The organism is Paenibacillus radicis (ex Xue et al. 2023), from assembly GCF_024722015.1.
Lineage (GTDB): Bacteria > Bacillota > Bacilli > Paenibacillales > NBRC-103111 > Paenibacillus_S.
Genome location: NZ_JANQBD010000027.1, coordinates 13,508 through 35,632, shown reverse-complemented (window position 1 = coordinate 35,632; position 22,125 = coordinate 13,508). Strand labels below are relative to the sequence as shown.

The following is a 22,125-nucleotide window of genomic DNA, read 5'->3' as shown; positions in this document are numbered from 1 at the left end:
TCAAATGGTTTCTAGCATATAGAATATCCCTTAGTGAATAACCAATCCAACGAAAAGGGAATCTTATACAAGAACAGACTTAAATGGGAAGGGAGTGAGCAAGAGATGGTAACCATGACAGCAGTGGGCAGCTCTAACACGCAAACTGGAACAGCTCAAAAAACACTTGGCCAGTATTTGTTCGATTGCCTGAAGCTGGAGGGCATTACCGAAATTTTTGGCGTTGCCGGAGACTATAATTTTACACTATTGGATACGCTGGAGCGATATAACGGCATCCGGTTTATTAGTGGACGGAACGAATTGAACTCAGGTTATGCGGCGGATGGCTACGCAAGAATCAAAGGTCTGTCCGCTCTCATTACGACTTTCGGGGTCGGAGAGCTCAGTGTCTGCAATGCGATTGCGGGAGCTAACAGCGAGAATGTGCCACTGATTCACATAGTGGGTGCGCCTCCCGAGAAGGATCAAAAGGAACACAAGCTGATGCACCACACTCTAATGAATGGAAATTTCGACGTTTTCCACAAAGTATATGAGCTGATTACGGCTTATACTGGGGTGCTGACACCGGAAAACGCCGAAGTTGAAATTCCTGCCGCTATTCGCATTGCGAAGGAAAAGAAAAAGCCGGTATATCTGGTTGTGGCTGATGATTTAGTGACCAAGCCGATCATTGCCCGGAGAGAACCGGTACCGCCGCGTCCAGCGTCCAATCTGAAAACCCTTCAGGCAGCAACGGAACATGCCCGCCAGCTGCTGGAGCGTGCCCACCGGCCAGTCATTCTAGTTGATGTCAAAACAATGCGTTTCGGCCTAGATACAGCGGTGCGGCATTTGGCCGACGCCATGAACGTACCTGTTGCGACAATGATGTTCGGAAAGGGGGCATTCGACGAAACCCATCCGAATTATATCGGGATGTACGGAGGCTCTTTCGGAAGCTCTGAAGTCCAAACTACGGTAGAACATGCAGACTGTGTCATTGCGGTAGGCATGGTATGGGCGGACAATAACACCGCGAACTTCACCGCGAAGCTGAACCCACTGGTGACCGTCGATATTCAACCGGACATGGTCAAGGTTGGAGAAGCGGAATATCCGAATGTGTTCGCAGCCGATATGCTGCTTGCGGTGCAGAAGGTTGGTTACAATGGCCAAGGCTTGGCGGAAAAAGCGACATTCCCGTACGATCAAATAACCGGCGGCACCGATGAGCCGCTAACTGCGGCCATTTATTATCCTCGCTTTCAAAAGATGCTGAAAGAGGGGGATATTGTGATCGCCGAGACCGGTACATTTTACAACGGGATGTCGCAGGTGAGATTGCCGCGCAATGTAACGTATATTGCTCAGGGAGGCTGGGAGTCCATCGGTTATGCCACACCCTCGGCATACGGTGCCAGTATCGCTGCGCCCGACCGACGGGTGTTGTTATTTACAGGTGACGGCTCCTTGCAGTTGACAGCCCAAGAGATCAGCTCCATGCTTTATTATGAATGCAAACCCATTATTTTCATCTTGAACAACGATGGTTATACGATCGAGAAATATTTGAATGTCAAAACAGAGGATCAGCAATATAACAAAATTCCGCGCTGGTCATACACTAAGCTTGCCGAAGCTTTTGGAGGCGATGCTTTTGCCGTGACTGTCCGGACCTATGGAGAGCTTGACCAAGCTATAACTCAAGCTGATAAGGAACGTGCCGGAAGACTCTGTATCATTGAAATGATCGCCGCGGATCCTATGGACGCACCCGAAAATATGCGACGGATGCGCAACTATTTGGAGATGCAGGAGAAGCAGCGAAGCCAAAGTTAGAATCGGCGGGCTGTTCTTATTTACTAAACATGATAAGCATTCTCAAAATAAGCCCGATAAGCTCTTGTACCAAGCTTATCGGGCTTATTTATTCCAACCCACTCCAGTATCTTAATCTCCACCTGTCCTTCAATAAACAGAGTTAGCCGCTTACTCATTTCTCATCATTTCCATCCACCTAGAAACTCCGGATATAAAATTCCTGTTGTTTGAGCATATAATCCGAAGCTATTCTCATCATCTCGGCAAAAAGCAGGCTTTCTTACAGCACCCGCCCGACCCCATAAGACGATCGATTAAAATGAATCAAAATGTGATTGGGGTCATCAATGTAAGGCAGTTTGTGGCAAGCAAAGGTACACCAGAATGCTGAGTCGACTCCAGCTTCTTCGAAAATCGACGCTATCGTTGAAGTCATGAAACCCGATCTACAGCCACAGCGCTTTTCCCGACTTATACGGCTTCCCCGTTTCGCCTAAGCTTTTGTGATCATGAATATCGATTGCACAATTCGGCATACTCGCGAAACGGCGTCGAATAGACGTTAAATATTCCATATCCCGTTTCGAACGAATGATGCTTGGTCGCCAGCTTTTGATACAGACGGTTCGTATACACGTTATCCGCCGAAGTCGGAATTCTTACTTCTTGCACCACTGGATTCGCTTCTAGAATTTGCTCAGCCAACACTTGCAAGCCCCTTATGAATGTCCGGTTATTCTGAATCTCTTCCGAAAAACAGCTGTTGCCCAACACTGCGATTTCTTTATGCTCATACCCAGCCTCCGCCAATCCAAGCACAAAGCTTCCAATTCCAACGACCTTGTCCCGTTCATTAACGATAATAGCGGCTCTGCCTTGCTGCATGTAATTTTTAACGTCTCTAAGCACAAGGCTCACAGGATAATCTGTGACGATCGAAGCTCGACGCTCAATATAAAAATCTGTAAATCTGCTCCATTGCCGTGTACTCGTGCATATTTCGAATCGGATCATGCTTTCGCCTCGCATTTTAATATTTTAAATATTCAAAATATTTTTAATTTTCAAAAAATTATATTGGCAATTTAAACTTTATATTATATAGTTACTAATGAAATAATAGAGGAGGTGAATACATATGGGCGCACCTGCATGCAATCCACCCTTAGCGGTACAAAATAACGACCGCTCAAGCGGGAATGTGAAACATTAATCATGAACCGACTTAGCCAGAAAGCGAGGTGAACAGACATGGGAGATGCAGGGTGCCAAAACGGAAATATTACTTTAACTCGTCCAGCCCCACCTCCGAGACAGTAGATGGGACCGAAACCGGCTGCTAAAGCCGGTTTTTTAATAAAATGACCTCGTCGTAGCCATTTATTTCATTGCTTTCAGCCTGTGCCGTTCAACATATTGGCTTAGTCGGGCGGGCGTCGTGACGTAAAAGCTCAGCATGCCGCACGGATGCATCTCCGTCTTGCTCGCCGTTGCGATTTTACAAAATAATCTTCTATGAGCGTTGGTCGGAGTGCAATAAAATCCTATCTCAACGATCGGTTCGTGCAGTTCTTTTTCACGCTCCACCAAAGCATCCATAGCTCCAAGGAGTGTTACACCTCTGCGAAAAACGGCCTCAAGATAGAGTAGTTGAACTTCGATTCTGGTCTGATCCTCTGAACCATCTTCCTTGGTCCAAAAAGTGTACACAAGAACGCCACGAACCTTACCGCCACCGTCCAAGGCAATCATGAAGCCCTGATCGTAAATAGCGGTATCTAGCGACGCCATGACTGTACTCCACTTATAGGGGATGCCAAGATCCTCGGCATATCTGCACAAAAATCGGACCCCGTCCTCTTTCGACTGCTCCGATTCAGTGATTATCCATTGCAGCATTAATCCTCTCTCCTTCATATTCTCGTCAACCGATCCATTGAACTGATAGAACTGCACATAATAGGCATTAGTCAGGATGAGCTAACGAGATTTGAGCATCCGGTACGGTACGATTAACAGGAAACGATCCGCCCAGCGCGTTCAGCGTAAGCTCCCACTCTATCGTGAGATTCCCAACTAGGAACTGTCCATAAAATCGATGAGATTCCGGCTGCATATGCTTAAACAAAAAATGTAAGCAGGTAATCAAACAGCAACTTAGCACCCAATCTGGCTTTGGTATAATCGTTGGACATAACATCTTAGCCAGTCTCCTTAAACGAAAGCATGCAAAATCATAGCTTACTATTTTATTTAACTTTAACGGATGAAACTACTTAAGCAACTGAAAAGAATGCGCTTCATGTAAGGTTTTGTCGAGATATTTTGAACAAAGGGCCAAAAAAATAGTTGAACACGATGACCCCTGACCGCATCGCTGCCAACGATGCGCTCTCCTAAACTGGATAGTTTCACTACCCAAGTGTTACTGAAATCTCCATCTATATTTCCATTAAAAAAAGGGTTATCCCTCAAGCAGCCTTTTCGACTACTTTCAGGATAACCCTCTTCTAGCTCTCCAATTGATCTATACGTTACTTGCTCTTTTGGGCCAGTAAGTTCAGCAGAGCGGTTACTGCCTCGGCTCTCGTTGTTGAGGCCGTAGGACCGAATTCGTTGGCACCTTTGCCTTCTACAAGTTTTTGTTTCTTCATGGCTGCTACTGCGCCTTTCGACCATGCCGGAACATCCTTGTCGTCCGCGAAGCCGGTTACCGTGTTCGCTTCGACAGTCAGACCCAATGCGTTAGCGAGCATCACGGCCATCTCTGCACGTGTAATTTCTGCATCTGGACGGAAGCTCCCATCCTCATAGCCCTTAATAATACCTGCTTGGAACGCTTGCGCGACTGCTTTCTGCGCCCAGATTCCAATCTTCGCTGTATCTGTGAAAGTCAGCGCCGCTCCTTCTCCTTGCGGCTTCAGCGTGTTCATCAGCATCACAGCAAATTCCGCGCGTGTTACCGTATGATTCGGCTTAAAGGTCCCATCTGGATAGCCACTAACAATTCCGCTGCTCACTGCTTGCTTGATATTAGCCTCTGCCCAATGGCCAGCAATATCGTTTAAATTAACAGCCGGTGTTGACTTGCCTGTCACTTTGTCTACGGCGAATACCGCATATTTCGTGAAGTGATTTACCTCTACGGAAATCTGGTTTCCGTTGATCTTGCTGCCTGTGACTTCTACCCATACTTTCTTCGCTTCATCATAGTAGAAGACAGCCGCCGTTTGGTTATTTTTCAAGCTTGCTGGATCGAAAGTGAAGTTCAGTGTGACCGGATTACTGAAGTTCTCTGAGAAGTTTTTCAGAATTTCAAATACCTGGCTGACCAGAACCTCTTTATTTGTAAGAAGCTTTTGAGTATCTACCACTTTGTCTATCGTTAATTTCAGTTCCTTATCTGTTGCGTTGGGTGGAATAGAAACCACAATTTCTTTACCTAAACTAACTTCGCCCGTCTTGCCTGCGGGAAGCGTTAGCTTACCTTCCGTTGCGGTCACTTTGGTGTCGAGTGGAGTTGAACTGCCACCACCTCCACTGCTACTTGATCTACTACCACTGGATATACGATTCACTGTTACACTGTAGGTCTTCGTTGTGCCGTTCTGTGCTGTCACTACAATGTTGATGGTATTGCTTCCCATATTCAGATTAATCGCTCCGCTTGCTTGACCGCTTATGACTGGATTTCCGTTCACAGTCATCATGGCATTACTACTGTATACACTACCCGTTACAGTAAGGCTCGAGACACCATTAGCCACACTCGAAGTATAGGCCGTTGTATCGGTTGCAAATGCAGGACTTAGGGCGCCGCTCGACAGCGTCAAAGAGCTCAAGTCTGCGTTGCTGCTTGCTGGAGCACGATTCACTGTCACATTATACGTCTTCGTTGTACCGTTCAGTGCTGTCACTACAATTGGGATAACGTTACTGCCCACATTCAAGTTAATAGCTGCGCTGGCCTGTCCTGATGTGGTCGCAATTCCTTTCACAGTCATCACAGCGTTACTATCATATACATTTGCCGTTACGGTAACACTCGAAACACTATTAGACACATTGGAAGTGTAACTCGTTGTACCGGATGCAAATACAGGACTCAGGGTGCCGCTCGACAACGCCAGTGAGTTCAAGTCTGCGTTGCTGGATACTATTGGAGCGTGATATACGTTTATAGATTTAAACTGAACAACGGTGTATGGAACATAATTTACATTGCCGTTTGTGGCAGTTTGATCGTAGTTACCAGCTTTAAAGTAGTAAAGATGATTAGGTGGTATAACTTGGCTAGGGCTGGCTGTTTTCCCATTAAATATCAAGTCGCCGTTTATATAAATTGACAGCACACTATCATTAAGGGTCATTCTATATGTGAAATACTGATTTAATGGAATTTTAATTGGAATATACTGATATCCTATTGAGTTTATACCACTTGGTTCATAAAGTATGCGAATATTGCTATTGGGACGAGCAGGGTCATATCCATATTCAAGCTCGCACAAGGTTGTTACACTTGGATCAAAAACTTGCCCAATGGTAGTCCAACCTGCACCGTTTAAAGTTCCAAGAGCTGTAACGGCAACGGTGCTAGACATAATGTTAGCCCCTGCAGGCAACCAACCTGCATCTTTTCCTGCTACAGGATCATATTCCCTTAGCTCACTGCGAGGATGGGCTGAACCGGATGTGGTACCACCGACAGCGGTGTCCATAAAGACTTGGCTTCCATCTGCCCCAATGTAGAAATAGGGATCGGCATAGCCATCTTGTAATGTTTGCGATGTTTGGCCTGCCCCTCCAGGGAGTGGCTCCTGCAAAGTCCAATAGCGATAATCAATGTTGGCAGCAGGGGGCTTGCCCGATAGGGTAAGCATATATGTTTGAGGATTCCCCTGATTAAAGTTAAAGGTAAAAGCGTGAACCCCAAGACTAAGTGTATTCAAGTAACTTTGATTGAAGGTAACGGTATTGTCTGAAACGACATATGCCGATAAAGGTAAGACAGTTGTACCCTCACTAATGTTTGTAAAATTGTTGCCATTGAGATTCATTGTTGTTGATATTGTAGAAGGCGACAATGGAATATATGCAGCACCTTGAGGCGAAAGAGAAGAATCGGCCGCTGCTGCTACTGTTAGTATATAGGGAAGAGATGACGTCCCGTGACTTGAAGAAAAATTAAAACTTAAATTATAGCTACCATTAAGACTGCTTAAGTAGGTCTTTGAAAATGTAACAACATTGCTGTTTGTATCAAAGGTATAATCCGTTCCTTGCACAAGAGTGTACGAACCATTGGTAATGTTTGTAAAGCTTGTCGAAGTATCAAGGTTAATTTGAGTGGATACTGTATTTTGCAATGTTTTATAAAAGCTTCCTGATGAAGACGAAAGAGTGACCGGAGGTAGTATTTGCAAAAGCCCAATACCCAGTTGACCGGTAGCAGAAGTCTTTAAAGTATAATTAATCAAAATATAGCGCGCTTTTATTGGAGCCGTAAAAGTTAAGTTTGATGTGTAATAACTACTAGGATCAGTAGGATCGATCCTGCTCCAACTGTAGGTAGCATTAGTAACTGTACCGGTTGCAATATTGGTAGGTACAACTGCAGCGCTAGTCCATCCGTTAGCTGATGGTGAAAAAGTTATCGGGTTATTGGAAGGACTGCTAGTAAGCTTATTCCAGGGGGAAGTAAGCGGAGTCTCATCATTTGAGTAACTTACTTCATACTGGGAACTACGGGCTATGGTATTTACATCGTTAGCAGTAGTGTGAAAGTTCAAACCTTCTATATTGCTTGAAGAACCAAGGTCGATGGCTACCCATAAATTATTTGGACTACCGCCTGTGATTGCCGTGTAGACTCCATTAGCTCCAAGTGTCCAAGTCACTGAATTACCGATATTTACTGCTGATCTAGTACCATTTTGCGAGCTAGCCTTAATGTTACCGTTTAATGTCAAAGTAGAGGGCAGTAAGTTGGTTACGGCTGCGTAAGCTACAGATGACGGTAGGGTCGGAAACATAGAAAAAACAAGTGTAATGACAAGAATAAGACCAAGAATAGATTTTGAATTTCGTTTTAACAAAAAGATTCACCTCACAGAAGTTTTTAGTAATCGCTTTCAAAACAGTTGTACTAGCCCTAATAAATCACTTTTGCTACCGTACGAGCCACAGCCACAACTGCCTAGTCTTACAGCCGATCTCCCCCCAGATATAGTGCTTTTTTTATACTAGTACTATTTTCTGAACTTGCTTTAAAGCTTGTAATGTTTGACGTGCTCGGTGCAATGTCGGTTTTACTTGATGCTGCATCAGCAACATGTGGCTGCACAAAGCCTAGCCCCCTAATTAAAGTGAATATCAAAAAGATAGATAGCGTCTTGCGAAAAGTATTATTTTATAGTCTCACTCCTATTAAAAATCACTTGTGTTTCCATAATAGCCCAGAACCCCACTTGCTTAGTGATGCTCACCCCTAAATCTTTTTAAAAGCGTTTTATTACATTAACATAAATTTAATGGTTTCAGTATCGCTATAAAATGAAAAAATATCGCTAGATTACGAATGAAAACAAGGAAGTAACAATAGTCCAGAATTATCAATGATCAGGGTATTGGCCAGCTTCTTTCACAGCCGCTCGCTTGGATTTAGATATCCTAAACGCGTCTTCCAAGATGGCACTACTTGCCAACCCTTAATAGCAATGACTTCTTGAAGGTAGAAGAAAATGCCTAGCTCCGCGTGCATCAAAATCCCCCTTCGACAAAGCAAAAACCCTTCAAGGGCCGATTATCTTTGAAAGTTTTGTTGATCCTCCACTCTGTAATGAGCTGTTTTGAGAGGACTAACCTTTTGAGTTCGTCCCCAAGCTCAATAAAAAAACCAGCCTTGGTAGCTGAGCTATGCCCCCGTGTTATTTTGTCTTACTTTTCGAATCTTTTTTTGATGTGTAACCAACCAGAGATGTGCTGCCTACTGAGTTAAGCCCAACAAAACTAGCCCATGCAATCTCAGCATGAGCTAATTGAAAATCTAGAAATGATTAAACACAAAAAAGGCTTACGGCTGCAGGATCTGAGGCTCCGATTAACAGGAAACAGACAGATCTAATTGAAGTTCATCAAAGAGCTAAGCTTCGATGCACCTTCAGCCGCCGTAAGCGCTATTCACAAATGCTTTCTTAAACGTTCATCCAGAAGTTAGAGCAAATCTTCAATACGCTCTATCTTATGCGTTGCGTAATTAAACGTCTTTCCTTCCAGCAGGCCAACCAAGGTGTTCGTCACACGAATCTCGATTAGGTTCTCACCATTCTGCAAGACCGAGCTGCTTCCTTCCCACGAATAAGGTGTCCAAGAGCGGACCCCGAGCGACTGACCGTTAACCAATACCTCAGCGCAATCATGGAAATGCGTATCCCAATCTCGGAATGTAAGTACGAAAGTCTCCGTATCCGGCAGTTCCGTAATCGTTTCGATCCGTTTGTAGCACAAGGTTCCTGCATAATAGGGATACCCATTCACCAGTCCGCCCTTCAACCCGGAAGTCTGCTCTACCTTCCTTGTTAAAACGATTTGCTTGTCCTTATCGTGGCTGACTCCAAAATCCCCTTCCAAATGAATGGCCTCGACTAAACCATCCCAATCACATTGAATATCTACCTCAACGGTAATTTCGTTAGCGCCCGGCTTCAGGTATTCCCGAATGTCAGCCCCAATGTTCAAGTAGTCGTACAGGTAGTACGGCGCGCAGCTTTCGGAGGTAACTATGCCATCGTTAACGCGAATCCGCCATTCACCCGAAATCGCTCCCTTGTCCATGACAAGCCGGCATTCCGAAGGAAGCTCCTCTACTTGAAAGGATACCCGATAAATGCTTTTCAGCGGATATGCAATACGTGTCTTCAAGGGAGTCCCGAAATGTTGGCTCATGACAACGGGAATTCCGGCAAAAGCCGCCAGGTCGGAACATTGATCGATAAACGTCTTGACCGGAACCTTCGCTTCCTTTCCGTTGGTGAATAAACGAGACTCTCCCTGTTGGCTCCGGATATCAATCGAAAAGATGTCAAATCTAACCATATTGTTTCGTTCCGGACGGAGCTGCCATGGGCCTTCCACAGACATTTCGAGCTTAGCCGCAGGCTCTGCAACTGTGCCTGCTTCTGCGATTTTAGAATTTTTCTCCCAAGTTAATTGGATAAGCCGGGACTGGTAAGGTGCGAACAGCAGAGGAAGCTTAAATAACGAATTTCCTGTTCGCTCAGCTCCGAGAGAAGTAACTTCGCCTGTATCAAGCGATAATTCCCGGCATTCAAGTTGACCATCCTGCAGATTCAAGCCTGTTGCTGTCCATAACTGGGCTGCATCCACAATCAAATTACAATTATGGCTGTCCCCATCATGATTGTTGAGGAAAACAACAGCGCTGTTTTCTGACATTTTGCGGATTTGCAGCATAAAGCTTTTGTTGGAGCGATCGCTCTCCAGCTTAATGGAGGCAGGCAGTAGCTCATTCAACAGATGGGTCAATCCGTTCAAGTCCGTTTCTGCTTCACCGTTGCCAACTGAGAGCAAGCCGGGGTGACGGGATGCTTCGTCCGATAAACCGAACACACTTTGAATCTCAGACAGCGTGGACGAGTCTTTGTCGATGGATTCAACCGGCGTATGTCCGATGCTGATGACTTTGCCGCCACTCTCCAAAAACTCACGAATTTTATGCCATGCCCTCGTCTCCAAATTGGTAATCGGCGGTATAATAAGCATAGAATAGGATGCATTCCCTAATTCGATCATGCCGTTCTCTACCTTTGCCCGCTCCAGCAGCTCCGGATCCAAGTGATCGTAATCCCTCTGGATAAAGGTTAAATGGTTACAAATATCCACCCATTCTTTTTTCAGCTGTTCAACCCGCTTTTTTTCGCCCGCTTCCGTACCGCAATAAGTCATCCTGTTCGGGTTGACCATATGGGTCCAGTAGGTGGTGATGGGGAACAAAACAGCAATAGGGGCTTCAGCAGTACCACAGCTCATCACATAGCTGATTCTGCCGGTATAATCGCCTAATTGCTTAAAGTGCCTCCAGTAAGGATTTTGAAGGAACTGGGAAGGCGGCGCATCATGCTTGGTCAAACCGTTAAGCGTATAAAAGAAGGCATGAGGATTGAAAAAGTTAACGCCTTGAGCCGCCATCCGATCAATCATCCACTTGGCATCCTGCAGCGTCATGGACCAACCAACGCTATGGAAGCATTCGATCAAGTTCCGCTCTCTTTCCAGCTGACGGGCGATGGAGCTTACCATTTTCGCGTTGCCCCGAATATTATCTTGGTAACGGTTCAGAACCCATTCCAGTGAACGCCCCACTTTCTCGTGCGCGGTGTCGCCACCCGGAACATGGCTGTACAGTTGGGTGGTCATACGCATCGATGGAACTTCTGTTACATAGCTGAGCCCGTGCTTCTCGCACCAGTCGCTTATCAATTTATGATAGTTTTCCAACAGCAATTCATGGGCTGCCTGGAAAAAATCGTACCGGACCTGCGCCGCTCCTTCCGCTTCCTCGTACAGCAAGGCAGGCAAATGCTCACGAAGGTCGTAGCCATATTTCTCTTGAAAATATTCAGGCATAATGGGTGACCATGGAATTCGGCTTACAAAAAAGGTCTCATCAGTAAACATACCTTTGATCGTTGTACCGAAATACTCGCCAAGCTCCTCGGCGAACCGGTCATGGGTCACACGAATGAACGTTTCCATCGCTTCCCGGTGGGCAGGATCCACATAGGTTCCGTAGTATTTGAAATCACCTATTTCTTTTTCCTGCAAAATAATAAGCTCCCATTCTCCTTGCGGAGCGGACCATTCGAGCTTTTGCACGGGACCGTACGAGAAATACCGCTTATCGGTGTAGGCAGTAAGCCCAGCCTTCTGGAAAACTTGCTCTGCTTGGTAATTACCGATCCACCGACTAATATCTACCGCTTCTTCCCAACGCTTATTCCCGTCCCCACCGACAGGAACTGCTTTAGCATACAGGATACGGGCCCATGGAAGTTCCATACTAATGAGCGCTCCACCTTCTACCCGTTCGGTTGTATGCTCGAGCGTATACTGCTTGGCGTCAGGATGCTGCAGAGTTACTTCTCCGCCGGCGATGCCGCTCGGATACGGATACTCATCGTAAAGCCACACATGCATATTCCTTTTTTTAGCCTCTTCTACACCAAACCGTACGATCTCGAACCAGCCTTGGGACAAATAGGGAACGGTAATCCCTTGTCTCGCGCAAATGAAGACTCCTCCCACACCTTTGTCTTGCATCTCATCGTATTGACGGCTAATTTCTTCCTCGGTCATTTCTCCGTTCCAAAACCAAAAAGGATGGAGCCGGTATTCTTCTGTCGGGTTCTGAAACTTCCTGATATCAAATTCCATCTGATTATCTCATCCCTCTCCAATTATAATGCCGTGAATGGGTCAACATACGGTATGCTGGCACGCATTCACCGGCGTTGTTCTTATAAATTCCCTCTTATTTATTCAGCTTTGCATACTCAGCCGTAAACTCCTCGATAACCTTATCTCCGCCTTGTTTTTTCCATTGGTTGATCGCATTGTTCCAAGCTTCCAGGTTGTACTCCCCGAATATATATTTCACCTGTGCATCTCCAATAATCTTCTTAAGATCCGCTCCTCTTTCTGAGAACGTATTCGAAATAAGCGGCAGCGTAGGGTCATGCAGGACGATCTTATCGTTTTTCGCGTACATATCCAGCAGCTTTTTGCCCAGCGGGGTTGATGTGCCGTAGGACGAGCCGTCCCAAGTTTTCAACTGCTTGATCGGATTGATTTCGTCCCCAAAGAGCTTGGCATCAGTGAATACAGGATTCCCGTTTTCCATTTTATGGTGTCTGCCCTCAATTCCCCAATCCAGCAGGAAGTTCATTTTTTCATCAGAAATTTTATCTAAATACGCCAATATTTTCTTAAGGTCCGCTTCTGTTTTTACGCTCGACTTCGGAAACATAAACATGCCGAAAAATCCTGCGCTGGCCGCCGCACGCTCTCCCTTGGGTCCCGCCAACGTGTTAACGATATCAATTTTTGCATTCGGGTCCGCTTTAGCCAATGTATTAAACGATCCATCCATGGACAGACACATGCAGCTAAGGGCCGCTCCGGCAATTCCTTTGTTCATAACGTCTCTAAAGGATTGGGTAACAGGGAAATCGGCGTTAATCAGCTTTTCATCATACAATTTTTTCATAAAATTTAACGCGTCCAAATACTCCTTGGTCATAAAATCGGGAGTGACTTTGCCGTCCTTAAATTCCCAGCCGTTCGGGGCGCCGAACCAAGTGAAAAAGTCTTTCGAATCAAGTGTGGTTTTATCCATGATAAGTCCGACCGTATCATTTTTCCCGTTTTTGTCCGGATCCTGTGTAGAGAAAGCTTTGATCATTTGGTAAAACTCATCAATTGTCTTTGGCTCTTTCAGCCCTAAACTTGTGAGCCAATCCTGCCGGTATATAAATCCGTTTCGTCCTAAGACGCGTCCGCGGTAGATACCATACAATTTACCGTCAACCGATGCGTTTTTGGTGACCATTTCAAGCTTTTTGCTTAATTCAGGATAGCTCTTTAAATAAGGACCGACTTCCCAAAACATCCCCGCGCGGACCGCAGAGACCAGTGTCGGGGACTTGTGATCGGTTACCATCAAAACTTGTGGCAAAGCGTTAGAGGAAAGCGTTACGTTTACCTTATCCGTATACGCAGTACTCGGCACCCAAGTGATGTTCAGCTTCGTTCCCGTATACTTCTCCATTTCCACCAGCGCGATATTATCCGGCTTAGGCGGCTCAGATGTGCTGTACTGCGTCATAACCGACAGTTCCTTCAGCGGGGTATTATTCGCGACTTGGCTGGTACCCCCATCCTTAGGCTGACTCGGCGTCGTTGGTCCGCTGCTGCAACCGGCCAATAACGCAACTAAAAGTAAGGTCATTCCTGCGCGGTACTTCTTGCTGGTCTTCCCCCTGGCTCTTGACATCTCTGTTTCCTCCCTTAATTTGATATTTATGATAAACTGCCTTGCGCAAGTTATCATCATCCTTTGACTGAACCTAGTAAAAGACCTTTGGTAAAATGCTTTTGCAAAAACGGATAAACCAGCAGGATCGGAATGGTCGAGACGACTATGACCGCCATACTAACCGTCTGCGAAGGCGGAACGACAAAATGTTCATTGAATTGCCCGGAATCACCGATCCCGCCTTGAGCCATGATGACAATCTGCCGCAATAAAACTTGAATCGGCCATTTGTTTGAATCATTGATGTATAAAATCGCGCTAAAAAACGTATTCCAGTGGCCTACCGCATAAAAAAGCGCAAAAGTGGCCAAGGCCGGCAGAGACAGCGGCAGCACGATCCGGAACAAAATGCCGAAATCGTTGCAGCCATCAATTTTTGCTGCCTCCTCCAGACCATCGGGAAGCTGCTGGAAAAAGTTTTTCATGATTATCAGATTAAAAGCGCTTATTGCTGTTGGAATGATCAAGGAATTGTAGCTGTCTAATAAGCCAAAGGCTTTGACAACCAGAAAAGTCGGAATGATCCCGCCGTTGAACAGCATGGTAAAAATAATCATTAGCATAATCGCACGCCGCCCATACAAATCTCTGCGCGCAAGCCCGTATGCGGTAATGGAAGTAAAGAACAGGTTGAGCAGTGTCCCTGCTACAGTGATATAAATGGTTACAAGCATACTTCGGACCAACGAATCCGTAGAGAAAATATACCTATACGCATCCAGCGTGTAGCTTGATGGGAAGAAAACAACTCCCTTTTTCAGAAGCTCCTCCGCAGGCGCAAACGAACCGCTGATGATCAAAATAAACGGAACGATCATAATCATTGCCACTATGAAGAGGGCTGCAACGTTGAATGTGTCAAATATACGGTTGCTTAAAGACCGGTAGACCATCAGATTCCCTCCTTAATAAACGCCTTCTTCGCCGAATTTTTTGGCCAGATAGTTGGTTCCAATGACCAATACCATACCGATCACCGATTTGAACAAACCGACTGCCGTTGTGTAGCTGAATTTTCCCTGCTGAATTCCGTTGGTATAAACATAGGTGTCGAATACCTCTCCAATTTCCCGGTTCATCGGGTTTAACATCAAATAGATTTGCTCAAACCCGGTATCGAGGAATTGACCCAGCCGCAAAATTAACAAAATGACGATGGTGCTCCGGATGGCAGGCAATGTGATGTGCCAAATCTGACGGAATCTGCCAGCCCCATCCATGTGAGCCGCTTCGTAAAGCTGCTGGTCGACCCCTGCAAGCGCTGCCAGGAAAATGATCGTCCCCCAACCGATTTCCTTCCAAATGATTTCCGATACAACAAGAGGTCGGAACCATTCTTTATTCAAAAGGAAATTGATTTTCTCAAATCCGAAGGATACCAGTAGCTCGTTCACTAATCCGCCTTCCGTTGTGAAAAAAATAAAGGCCATTCCCACTACTACAACCCACGATACGAAGTGGGGCACATAGATCATAGATTGGACAAATCTCTTATATAGGTTGCTGCGCAGCTCGTTGAGCATGAGCGCCACAAGGATCGGCAGCGGGAAGAAAAACACCAAATTGTAAAAAGCGAGCACAAAGGTATTGCGGAACAACATCCAGAAATCAGGCAAACTTATGAAATATTCAAAATGTTTAAATCCGACCCACCTGCTCCCCCAAACACCTAGAAACGGTTGGTAATCTTTAAATGCGATCATTAGCCCAAACATCGGTAAATACTTGAATGCGAGAAAATAGAGAATGCCGGGTGCGATCATAAGATAAATGAGACGGTTTTTGTATAAGCTTCGCAGCAGAGGTGATGATGAATGCAGCAATGGAAGACCTCCTATTCCTTAAAAAGAGATTGATATGCCCTTGATTATATCCGTCATGGAAAATTCATGTCTATGTTCCCGAGGGAACCAGAAATGAGGTATAAGCCCGTTTCCCTTTATCCGCGGTGAAGTAATACCTTAACAATCATTTCGGAACCTTGATATAAGCAGTATGGAACCTGCCGGAGCAGGCATTGTACCACGCGTTGCTATGGGCCGCTGATACTTTTCGTTACGGAAAACAAAAAGAAGCCGTCCTTTAGGTCTTTTCATTCCGACCTTCAGGTAAGCCTCTGCATGCTCACTATTATAACTTTTCCCTGAATTGTCCCGGTGTGATCCCCTCTGTTTTCCGGAAATTACGGATGAAATTTTGCGAGGTACTGTAGCCGATCTTCAGAGCGATTTCAGAAATTCTCATGTCGGTGTCGACCAACCATTTTTTTGCTATGTTCATCCGGTAAAGAATCAAATAATCGCTGAAGTTGACCCCAAGTTCGCCGCGAAACACCCGCTTAAGGTAGTTTGGGTGGTAGTTCAGTGCCTTGGAACATGCTTCAAGAGTTAAATCTGTATGGAACCGCTCATGAATCAGCTCCAGCATTTGTTCTGATAATCTCTGGTATTGTGATTTCCGTTGTTCTTCCAGGATACCTACAATTCTGCCTATAATCGAATCCTGCAGCCAAGCCTTCATTTCATCAACAGTTTTCAACTCAAACAATTCCACGAATACCGAATGATCCCCCTCATATAGGGTACTTAATGAAATTCCGTACGGTTGGACAATCTTATCCAAATCGACAAGCAGCCGGACAAAAGCCATCTGATATAAGCGGAAATCCAATTGCGTACTGAACACCGATTCCAAGAATGCGTTTAACAGCTCTTCCACCCTTGCAGTATCCGCCAGCTTAATGGCATCGATCAATTCGATTTCAATCTGGTCCGGGAACCGGAGGGTCTGACTGTCCCCGGTTTGTACGTCTTCATGCAGCAATATGGACGCTTCGCTTAGTCTAATCCGGTACCGAAGCGCCTCTATGCTCTCATGATAAGCATTCGGAGTATTCGTGATGTGCTCGTAGCAGTTGCTTATCCCGATGCTTACCTCAAGCCCAAGCACATTTTTAACCGTAGATTGGATGCGGTCGGCTCTTTCATAAAGATCGGATTTCACATCATTCACGTTTTCGGATTCGCTTCCCAATATAGTGACTTGAAATTTATCAAATTGGATCGGGCTTAAACGGCGATGCATCGGTATCAATTCGGACACTATGTTGCTGATCGCAAAAAGCAGGAGATCGAGATTCCTTGCTTCATATCTTGTGTCCTTTAGTGTATCTATTTGAATCGAAATAACATTTAAGCGCTTCCAATTTTCAAAATAGCCATAAAAGGTTAAATTCTCGTTAATCTCACTCTGACTGACTTTCCCTTGAAACAGCTTAAAAATAAATAACTCGCGAAGATATTGATACTGGGATTGTATCTGGTTTTCAAGCTTCACATGGGTATCCTTCATTTTGGCAACCCTGCCGCTAATAAATTGAAACTCATCGGACCGGATATCATCGCCGGCATTCGTATTCGTAAGGCCCTTTATCGTTTCTACCAATTGCTTAATGGGAAGATACATTCTCCGAGCTATTATATAAGATGTCGCAAGAATGACCACAGCGATACCGAGCAAGATGGAAATCGTAATCCATCCGATGACGCGCGATTCTTTAGTGATTTCACTAATGGGTATGATGTATATATAAGACCATCCGTTATAGGCGGATTTAAGGAACATGACCCCCGACGCCTGTTCTTCGAATTCATTCTCAAAATACCCTTCCTTCCTGCCATCGGAAAGAAGCCTTACGTCCGAGAAGCTTGAGTAACTTTTGCCCAAATCACCGGCTTGTGTGCTTCCAATGACTTGGTAATGCTCATCCAAAATCATGGTTTTGCCAGAGGTCGAGCTGTTAGACAATATTTTATTCAGCTCCAAGCTTGTAATTTTGGTAATAAATAAACCGACAGGCTTTTGGTTTTGCGCATGGAGCGGCACCTTTTTAATGAAATTGATTCCATAACTGGTGCTCATGCCCGGCGGAATTTGATCTATAGGCAATTCTTTAGTCCAATAAGCGTTTCGGGGATCTTGAACATAGACATCTATGTTTTCTTTTTTGGGTAATCCCGACAAGGATGTCAGGATTCGATTATTTCCGATCCAATCCTGTTGGTAGTTTACCAGGGTCACATCCTGAATTCCATTTTCGTACGATTGTAAATGATGTATTTGAGATAGCAGCTCATCGAAATATTGAAACTCGTACTGGGTAAGAGTTCGATTTTTCATGGTCTGAATCAAAGAGGAGGATTGCAGCTGCGTCACTGCATTCTCTACCGTTTTGAGCAGCTGCTCAACCCGCATTTCAGTCTGGTATAGCATACTCATATTTCCTTTGATGGCCTGCTCCCTTGAAATCGCCGTGGATTTTGAATAAGAAAAAAAGCCCAGGAAAAAGAGGGGAACGGTTCCCAATAGCAGGATAAACAACACCATGCGAATGAAATATCTCGATAATCCGATATTCAATCCATTCAGACCTCCTTCCCATGAATTTAACCCTTGCTGAAGCGGGCTGCTTTCATAACCGTTAGATTCCGGATATTTGCGAATTGGTTGCAGTTGTGGTATTTTTTGAAAAATCTGTCTTTTAGCCGATACCCCTAATTCTAACTTAGATGCTATTATTTTTCTACAAATTTTGCTATGTGGCTTCATAATTATTGAGAAAAAACTACGAAAAATGCTGATTTATCAAGGGCTGTTTTCAAAAATCATGAAAATTACTCCAAGCTAGATTGTATAAGAAAATTTCGAGCACAGATCGACTTAGACAACAAAAAAAGTGCTAGCATTGACTCCAATCAGTCAAAATTAAGCACTTCAATTTAAAGCCTCAAGACAGATGGACACCAGATAATAGTAATCTAGTATTCATGAGGCTATTAATGAAACAGGCCCTTAGCAACGCTGATTATTTTAGTTTTTGTCTCAATCAGTTTGACTGCTATCACAATAACTGCTCGTGCCCGCTCTCTCTCTGTGTGGTGTCATGATTACTGAGAAAAATGGATCAAAAACTGTTGATTTATCAAGGGCTAATTTAATATTTACTGAGAAAAAAGTACGTAATCATTGTTTAAAAAGCTGCATTTTTCATAATTATTGCGAAAAACCGCGCTTGGACTTATACATTATTTATGCATAAAATGCATAAGATTTTCGCTCCCCTAGTACCGCGCATGACTCCTTAGAAACAAAAAAAAAGTACTTAGCCATGACTTATAAAGTCAATGTTAAGTACTTTTTATATTTTCTTAAATACATTTTTCTATTTTGACTTTCTTCTATATTTCACAGTATGCAGCTCTTGATCGTCTAGAATAACAAAATCTATATTCTTAGAATTCTGTGAACTTCTACTAAGCATATTACAAGTTTTTATTATGTGCCAATCTGTAAGTCGGTCCTCATCAAAAGCCAATTTAGTTGCTTTAATAATTATCTCTTTAGTATAGCCTGGGAGTCCGCCTGACATAAGATACAATTTTTCGATCGCTTGTTCTGTAAGCCATGATTTTTCTGATAATGGCAAGCAAGAATCAATTGTTTGAAGAAATAAGGCATACTCATCTTCATCTAATGGAGACAACGTTACTCTAGATAGAATCCTACTAGCGAATGCTGTATTATGGAGTAGTAATCTATTAGAAATTTCTAGACCAGATAAAATAACTGAAACCTGTAAATTGTCAAATAGCATTCTAAGCCATTCGAAGGAATATCCTTAGCGAAGTAGCATCGAAAAGATGCTCAATATCATCGAGCATAATCAATTCAATACCAAGTTGTGTAATCGACTCAACAATTTTTTTTGTCATTGATGATAAAGAGAGATTATTACGATAATTAACATCCATTTGTTCTAATAGACTGATTGCTAACTCCCTTGGTTTTGCTTGAAGTGGTGCCTTCAAATAAAGTATTGGAAAAACTGAATCACCATTATATTTCTCCAAATACATATTTTTGTAAAAAGACAAAAGAACTGACTTTCCAGTACCAGAGGATCCAGTCAATAAAAGATTACTAGGACATCCAATTTTTGAGTAATTATGGCACTCAGAAATGGCGTCAATCACTTTCCTAAATTCGATATGTTTAATTACAGAGCTCTTAATCCTTGTAATTGTATTTACATAATCATTACTACTGAAATCACTTGATTTAGCTAGCAACACTTTTCCCACCTTGATATCGTACTTAATTAGTTTACATCCAAGTATTCCCATAAATTAATCTTTTAAACTGGCTTCATCTAAGAAACTTTTACGCAACGATCATGATAACTTTAGATAAAAGAAATAATGGCCCATTCTAACTTCGAGGATTTAACACTCCTGAATTATGTTACTTATTAGTCCTTCTCATATTCGTTTTACTATAAATAATGCATAAATTCCGCCATTCACCAGAAATTCACTCCTAGTAACCCCAACTCCATAAAACTGTTTTGAGTGGGTTAAGTATTTTGTTGAGTTTATGGACTACAAGCAACCTAAAAGTTTTATTGCCGTGATGGGCAACCTTGATAACATCATTATTTTACATGCATTATTGTAACTTAACCCATAAGCTTGCCGCTTTGGAAAGCTTATGCTTCCAATTTACAATGGCAAACTTATGCTTCCTGATACAAAAAGCCCTTGAAAATCAAGGACCTTTGATTAAGCAAAATTCAATTGTGTTCGGACCTTATTTTCTATATCTTTGGGACAATTAAAATGAGCTCCGTATCAGTAGCAATAGTACAAGACCTATTCAAAGCATAGGAATGAATTGAAATTAATGATGATAGCCACTCGCATTCTTCGATGCAATCAAGACAATTTATTCGCATCATAACTACTTTTCCATTAGCCTCACATGAATCCTAAAAATAACGTCGATACAATTCTCTCCGTCGTTCACCCCGCAACTGGGCATAAATCTGAGTGGTTGATGCTTTTTCATGCCCAAGCATCCCTTGAATAAACTCCAATGGTGCACCATTATCTAACAGTTGACAAGCATAGGTATGTCGAAAACGATGTGGGTATACATTTGCAGCTACTTCACTTCGCGCTGCCAGCAGTTTTAATGAGTGACGGATCGTTGGGATACTCAAACGGCGGGTAGGATGACTTTCGGTGACGAACAACGCTTTACTGGAATCCTCACGACTCACAAGGTATCTTTTTAACCATACCTTGCACTCTGTCGTAAAATATACTTCCCTTTGTTTGGAACCCTTTCCATTTACAATCGCCGAGCAGTTTTCCCAGTTGATGTCTTCAATATTTAATTTCTGTACTTCGCCGACGCGGCAACCGGTACAATACAGAAATTCTAGAAGAGCGTGCTCACGTGGTGAATGACATGAAATCTTTAGATGGATAACATCTTCTTCAATCAGAAATTTGGGAATTCGTTTATCCATCTTTGGTTCTCTCAACTTAAGGGATGGATTTTTGGGAAGATGGCCTTCTTCAAAAGCAAAACGAAAAAGAGAACGCACAAATCGGATCCGATGTCCTAAACTGCTTGGCTTTAATCGCTCTGTTTGTTTGGCCAAATAGTCTTTTAGCAGATTTAAAGATACCTCCTCGAGTTCGAGATTACCCATTTCGCGGATCAACATATTTAACTGAAGAAAGTAAGCTTTTAATGTGTGAGGACTGAACCCCAATATTCGTTTATCGGCTTCATACAGCATCCATAACTCGTCTAATTTCATAGCAAAACCCTCCCAATTCATCTAATAATTCTAGCTTTACTAGAATCGGGAGGATTTAATCTGTCTAAATTATCTTTTTCAAAATAATTAAGATAACACGCTGATTGAATCTAAGTGCCCATGAGCTTAATAACAAAATCATAGCAAACTAGTCGAAACAGACTTTTTAAAAAAAACTCATAACTTCTTGAGTGCTATTGTAAATAATGTAATAGATAATTATTTCATAAAGGGAGATTACAATGCCAAAACAACGTCAACTAAAAGAACCTTCAGACTTTGAACGAATGCGTGTATTTCAACAGCCAATCTCGATCTTTTTACAAGGTGAACTTATAGGTGTGAATGTAATAATTTCAATCTCATGATGAAGAAGTTGTATTAAGCACCATTGGAGAAAGGTTTGTAAAGGAAAATTGTCAATTTCTTAGTAAAAGATAATTCCAACCAATATCTTACTCATAATCATAGAATAGAGTTATCACTAAGAATAATAAACTAAGAGGTCCGTCTGCTGAAGCAAACTGAACTATAGTTC

At 43.4% G+C, this 22,125-nt stretch carries 13 protein-coding genes; 1 reads left to right on the top strand and 12 read right to left on the bottom strand.

Going from position 1 to position 22,125, the window contains the following annotated elements; translation table 11 throughout:
* Positions 1–105 precede the first annotated feature (105 nt).
* The gene (locus NV381_RS29560; RefSeq protein WP_258216907.1) at positions 106–1,824 is read left to right on the top strand and encodes an alpha-keto acid decarboxylase family protein; all 1,719 of its coding nucleotides are present in this window, start codon (positions 106–108) and stop codon (positions 1,822–1,824) included.
* A 23-nt stretch (positions 1,825–1,847) separates the two neighbouring features.
* Here the strand turns inward: NV381_RS29560 and NV381_RS29555 are convergent, their stop codons facing one another.
* The 12 genes from NV381_RS29555 to NV381_RS29500 form a co-directional block, all read right to left on the bottom strand.
* Positions 1,848–1,982, bottom strand: a complete 135-nt coding sequence (locus NV381_RS29555) for a hypothetical protein (protein WP_258216906.1) — start codon at positions 1,980–1,982, stop codon at positions 1,848–1,850.
* A 331-nt stretch (positions 1,983–2,313) separates the two neighbouring features.
* Positions 2,314–2,820: a hypothetical protein gene (locus NV381_RS29550; protein ID WP_258216905.1), complete on the bottom strand. Its 507-nt coding sequence runs from the start codon at positions 2,818–2,820 to the stop codon at positions 2,314–2,316.
* A gap of 366 nt (positions 2,821–3,186) precedes the next feature.
* Complete coding sequence (locus NV381_RS29545; protein ID WP_258216904.1) at positions 3,187–3,705, bottom strand: hypothetical protein; 519 nt, start codon at positions 3,703–3,705, stop codon at positions 3,187–3,189.
* Between the two features lie 635 nt (positions 3,706–4,340).
* On the bottom strand, positions 4,341–7,904 hold the full coding sequence (locus NV381_RS29540) for an S-layer homology domain-containing protein (RefSeq protein ID WP_258216903.1): 3,564 nt from the start codon (positions 7,902–7,904) through the stop codon (positions 4,341–4,343).
* A gap of 1,117 nt (positions 7,905–9,021) precedes the next feature.
* On the bottom strand, positions 9,022–12,261 hold the full coding sequence (locus tag NV381_RS29535; RefSeq protein ID WP_258216902.1) for a glycosyl hydrolase: 3,240 nt from the start codon (positions 12,259–12,261) through the stop codon (positions 9,022–9,024).
* 97 nt (positions 12,262–12,358) lie between these two features.
* A complete protein-coding gene (locus NV381_RS29530; RefSeq protein WP_258216901.1) occupies positions 12,359–13,879 on the bottom strand; it encodes an extracellular solute-binding protein in 1,521 nt (506 codons plus the stop codon).
* 56 nt (positions 13,880–13,935) lie between these two features.
* Positions 13,936–14,814, bottom strand: a complete 879-nt coding sequence (locus NV381_RS29525) for a carbohydrate ABC transporter permease (RefSeq protein ID WP_258216900.1) — start codon at positions 14,812–14,814, stop codon at positions 13,936–13,938.
* Between the two features lie 12 nt (positions 14,815–14,826).
* Positions 14,827–15,684 (bottom strand): ABC transporter permease, encoded by an 858-nt coding sequence (locus NV381_RS29520; RefSeq protein WP_308862367.1) that lies wholly within the window; start codon positions 15,682–15,684, stop codon positions 14,827–14,829.
* Positions 15,685–16,051: 367 nt separating this feature from the next.
* Positions 16,052–18,340 carry a helix-turn-helix domain-containing protein gene (locus NV381_RS29515; protein WP_258216899.1) on the bottom strand — a complete coding sequence of 763 codons (2,289 nt, stop codon included), beginning with the start codon at positions 18,338–18,340 and terminating at the stop codon, positions 16,052–16,054.
* A gap of 802 nt (positions 18,341–19,142) precedes the next feature.
* Entirely contained in the window at positions 19,143–19,574 is a 432-nt protein-coding gene (locus tag NV381_RS29510) for a hypothetical protein (protein ID WP_258216898.1), read from the bottom strand.
* A gap of 1 nt (position 19,575) precedes the next feature.
* Complete coding sequence (locus NV381_RS29505; protein WP_258216897.1) at positions 19,576–20,049, bottom strand: TniB family NTP-binding protein; 474 nt, start codon at positions 20,047–20,049, stop codon at positions 19,576–19,578.
* 695 nt (positions 20,050–20,744) lie between these two features.
* Positions 20,745–21,587: a tyrosine-type recombinase/integrase gene (locus NV381_RS29500; RefSeq protein ID WP_258216896.1), complete on the bottom strand. Its 843-nt coding sequence runs from the start codon at positions 21,585–21,587 to the stop codon at positions 20,745–20,747.
* Positions 21,588–22,125 lie beyond the last annotated feature (538 nt).

Bases quoted from the DNA above. Each gene is read 5' to 3' on its own strand.
- NV381_RS29560 (WP_258216907.1), top strand. From the start codon at position 106: ATGGTAACCATGACAGCAGTGGGCAGCTCTAACACGCAAACTGGAACA.
- NV381_RS29555 (WP_258216906.1), bottom strand. From the start codon at position 1,982: ATGAGTAAGCGGCTAACTCTGTTTATTGAAGGACAGGTGGAGATTAAG.
- NV381_RS29550 (WP_258216905.1), bottom strand. From the start codon at position 2,820: ATGATCCGATTCGAAATATGCACGAGTACACGGCAATGGAGCAGATTT.
- NV381_RS29545 (WP_258216904.1), bottom strand. From the start codon at position 3,705: ATGCTGCAATGGATAATCACTGAATCGGAGCAGTCGAAAGAGGACGGG.
- NV381_RS29535 (WP_258216902.1), bottom strand. From the start codon at position 12,261: ATGGAATTTGATATCAGGAAGTTTCAGAACCCGACAGAAGAATACCGG.
- NV381_RS29530 (WP_258216901.1), bottom strand. From the start codon at position 13,879: ATGTCAAGAGCCAGGGGGAAGACCAGCAAGAAGTACCGCGCAGGAATG.
- NV381_RS29525 (WP_258216900.1), bottom strand. From the start codon at position 14,814: ATGGTCTACCGGTCTTTAAGCAACCGTATATTTGACACATTCAACGTT.
- NV381_RS29520 (WP_308862367.1), bottom strand. From the start codon at position 15,684: ATGATCGCACCCGGCATTCTCTATTTTCTCGCATTCAAGTATTTACCG.
- NV381_RS29510 (WP_258216898.1), bottom strand. From the start codon at position 19,574: ATGCTATTTGACAATTTACAGGTTTCAGTTATTTTATCTGGTCTAGAA.
- NV381_RS29500 (WP_258216896.1), bottom strand. From the start codon at position 21,587: ATGAAATTAGACGAGTTATGGATGCTGTATGAAGCCGATAAACGAATA.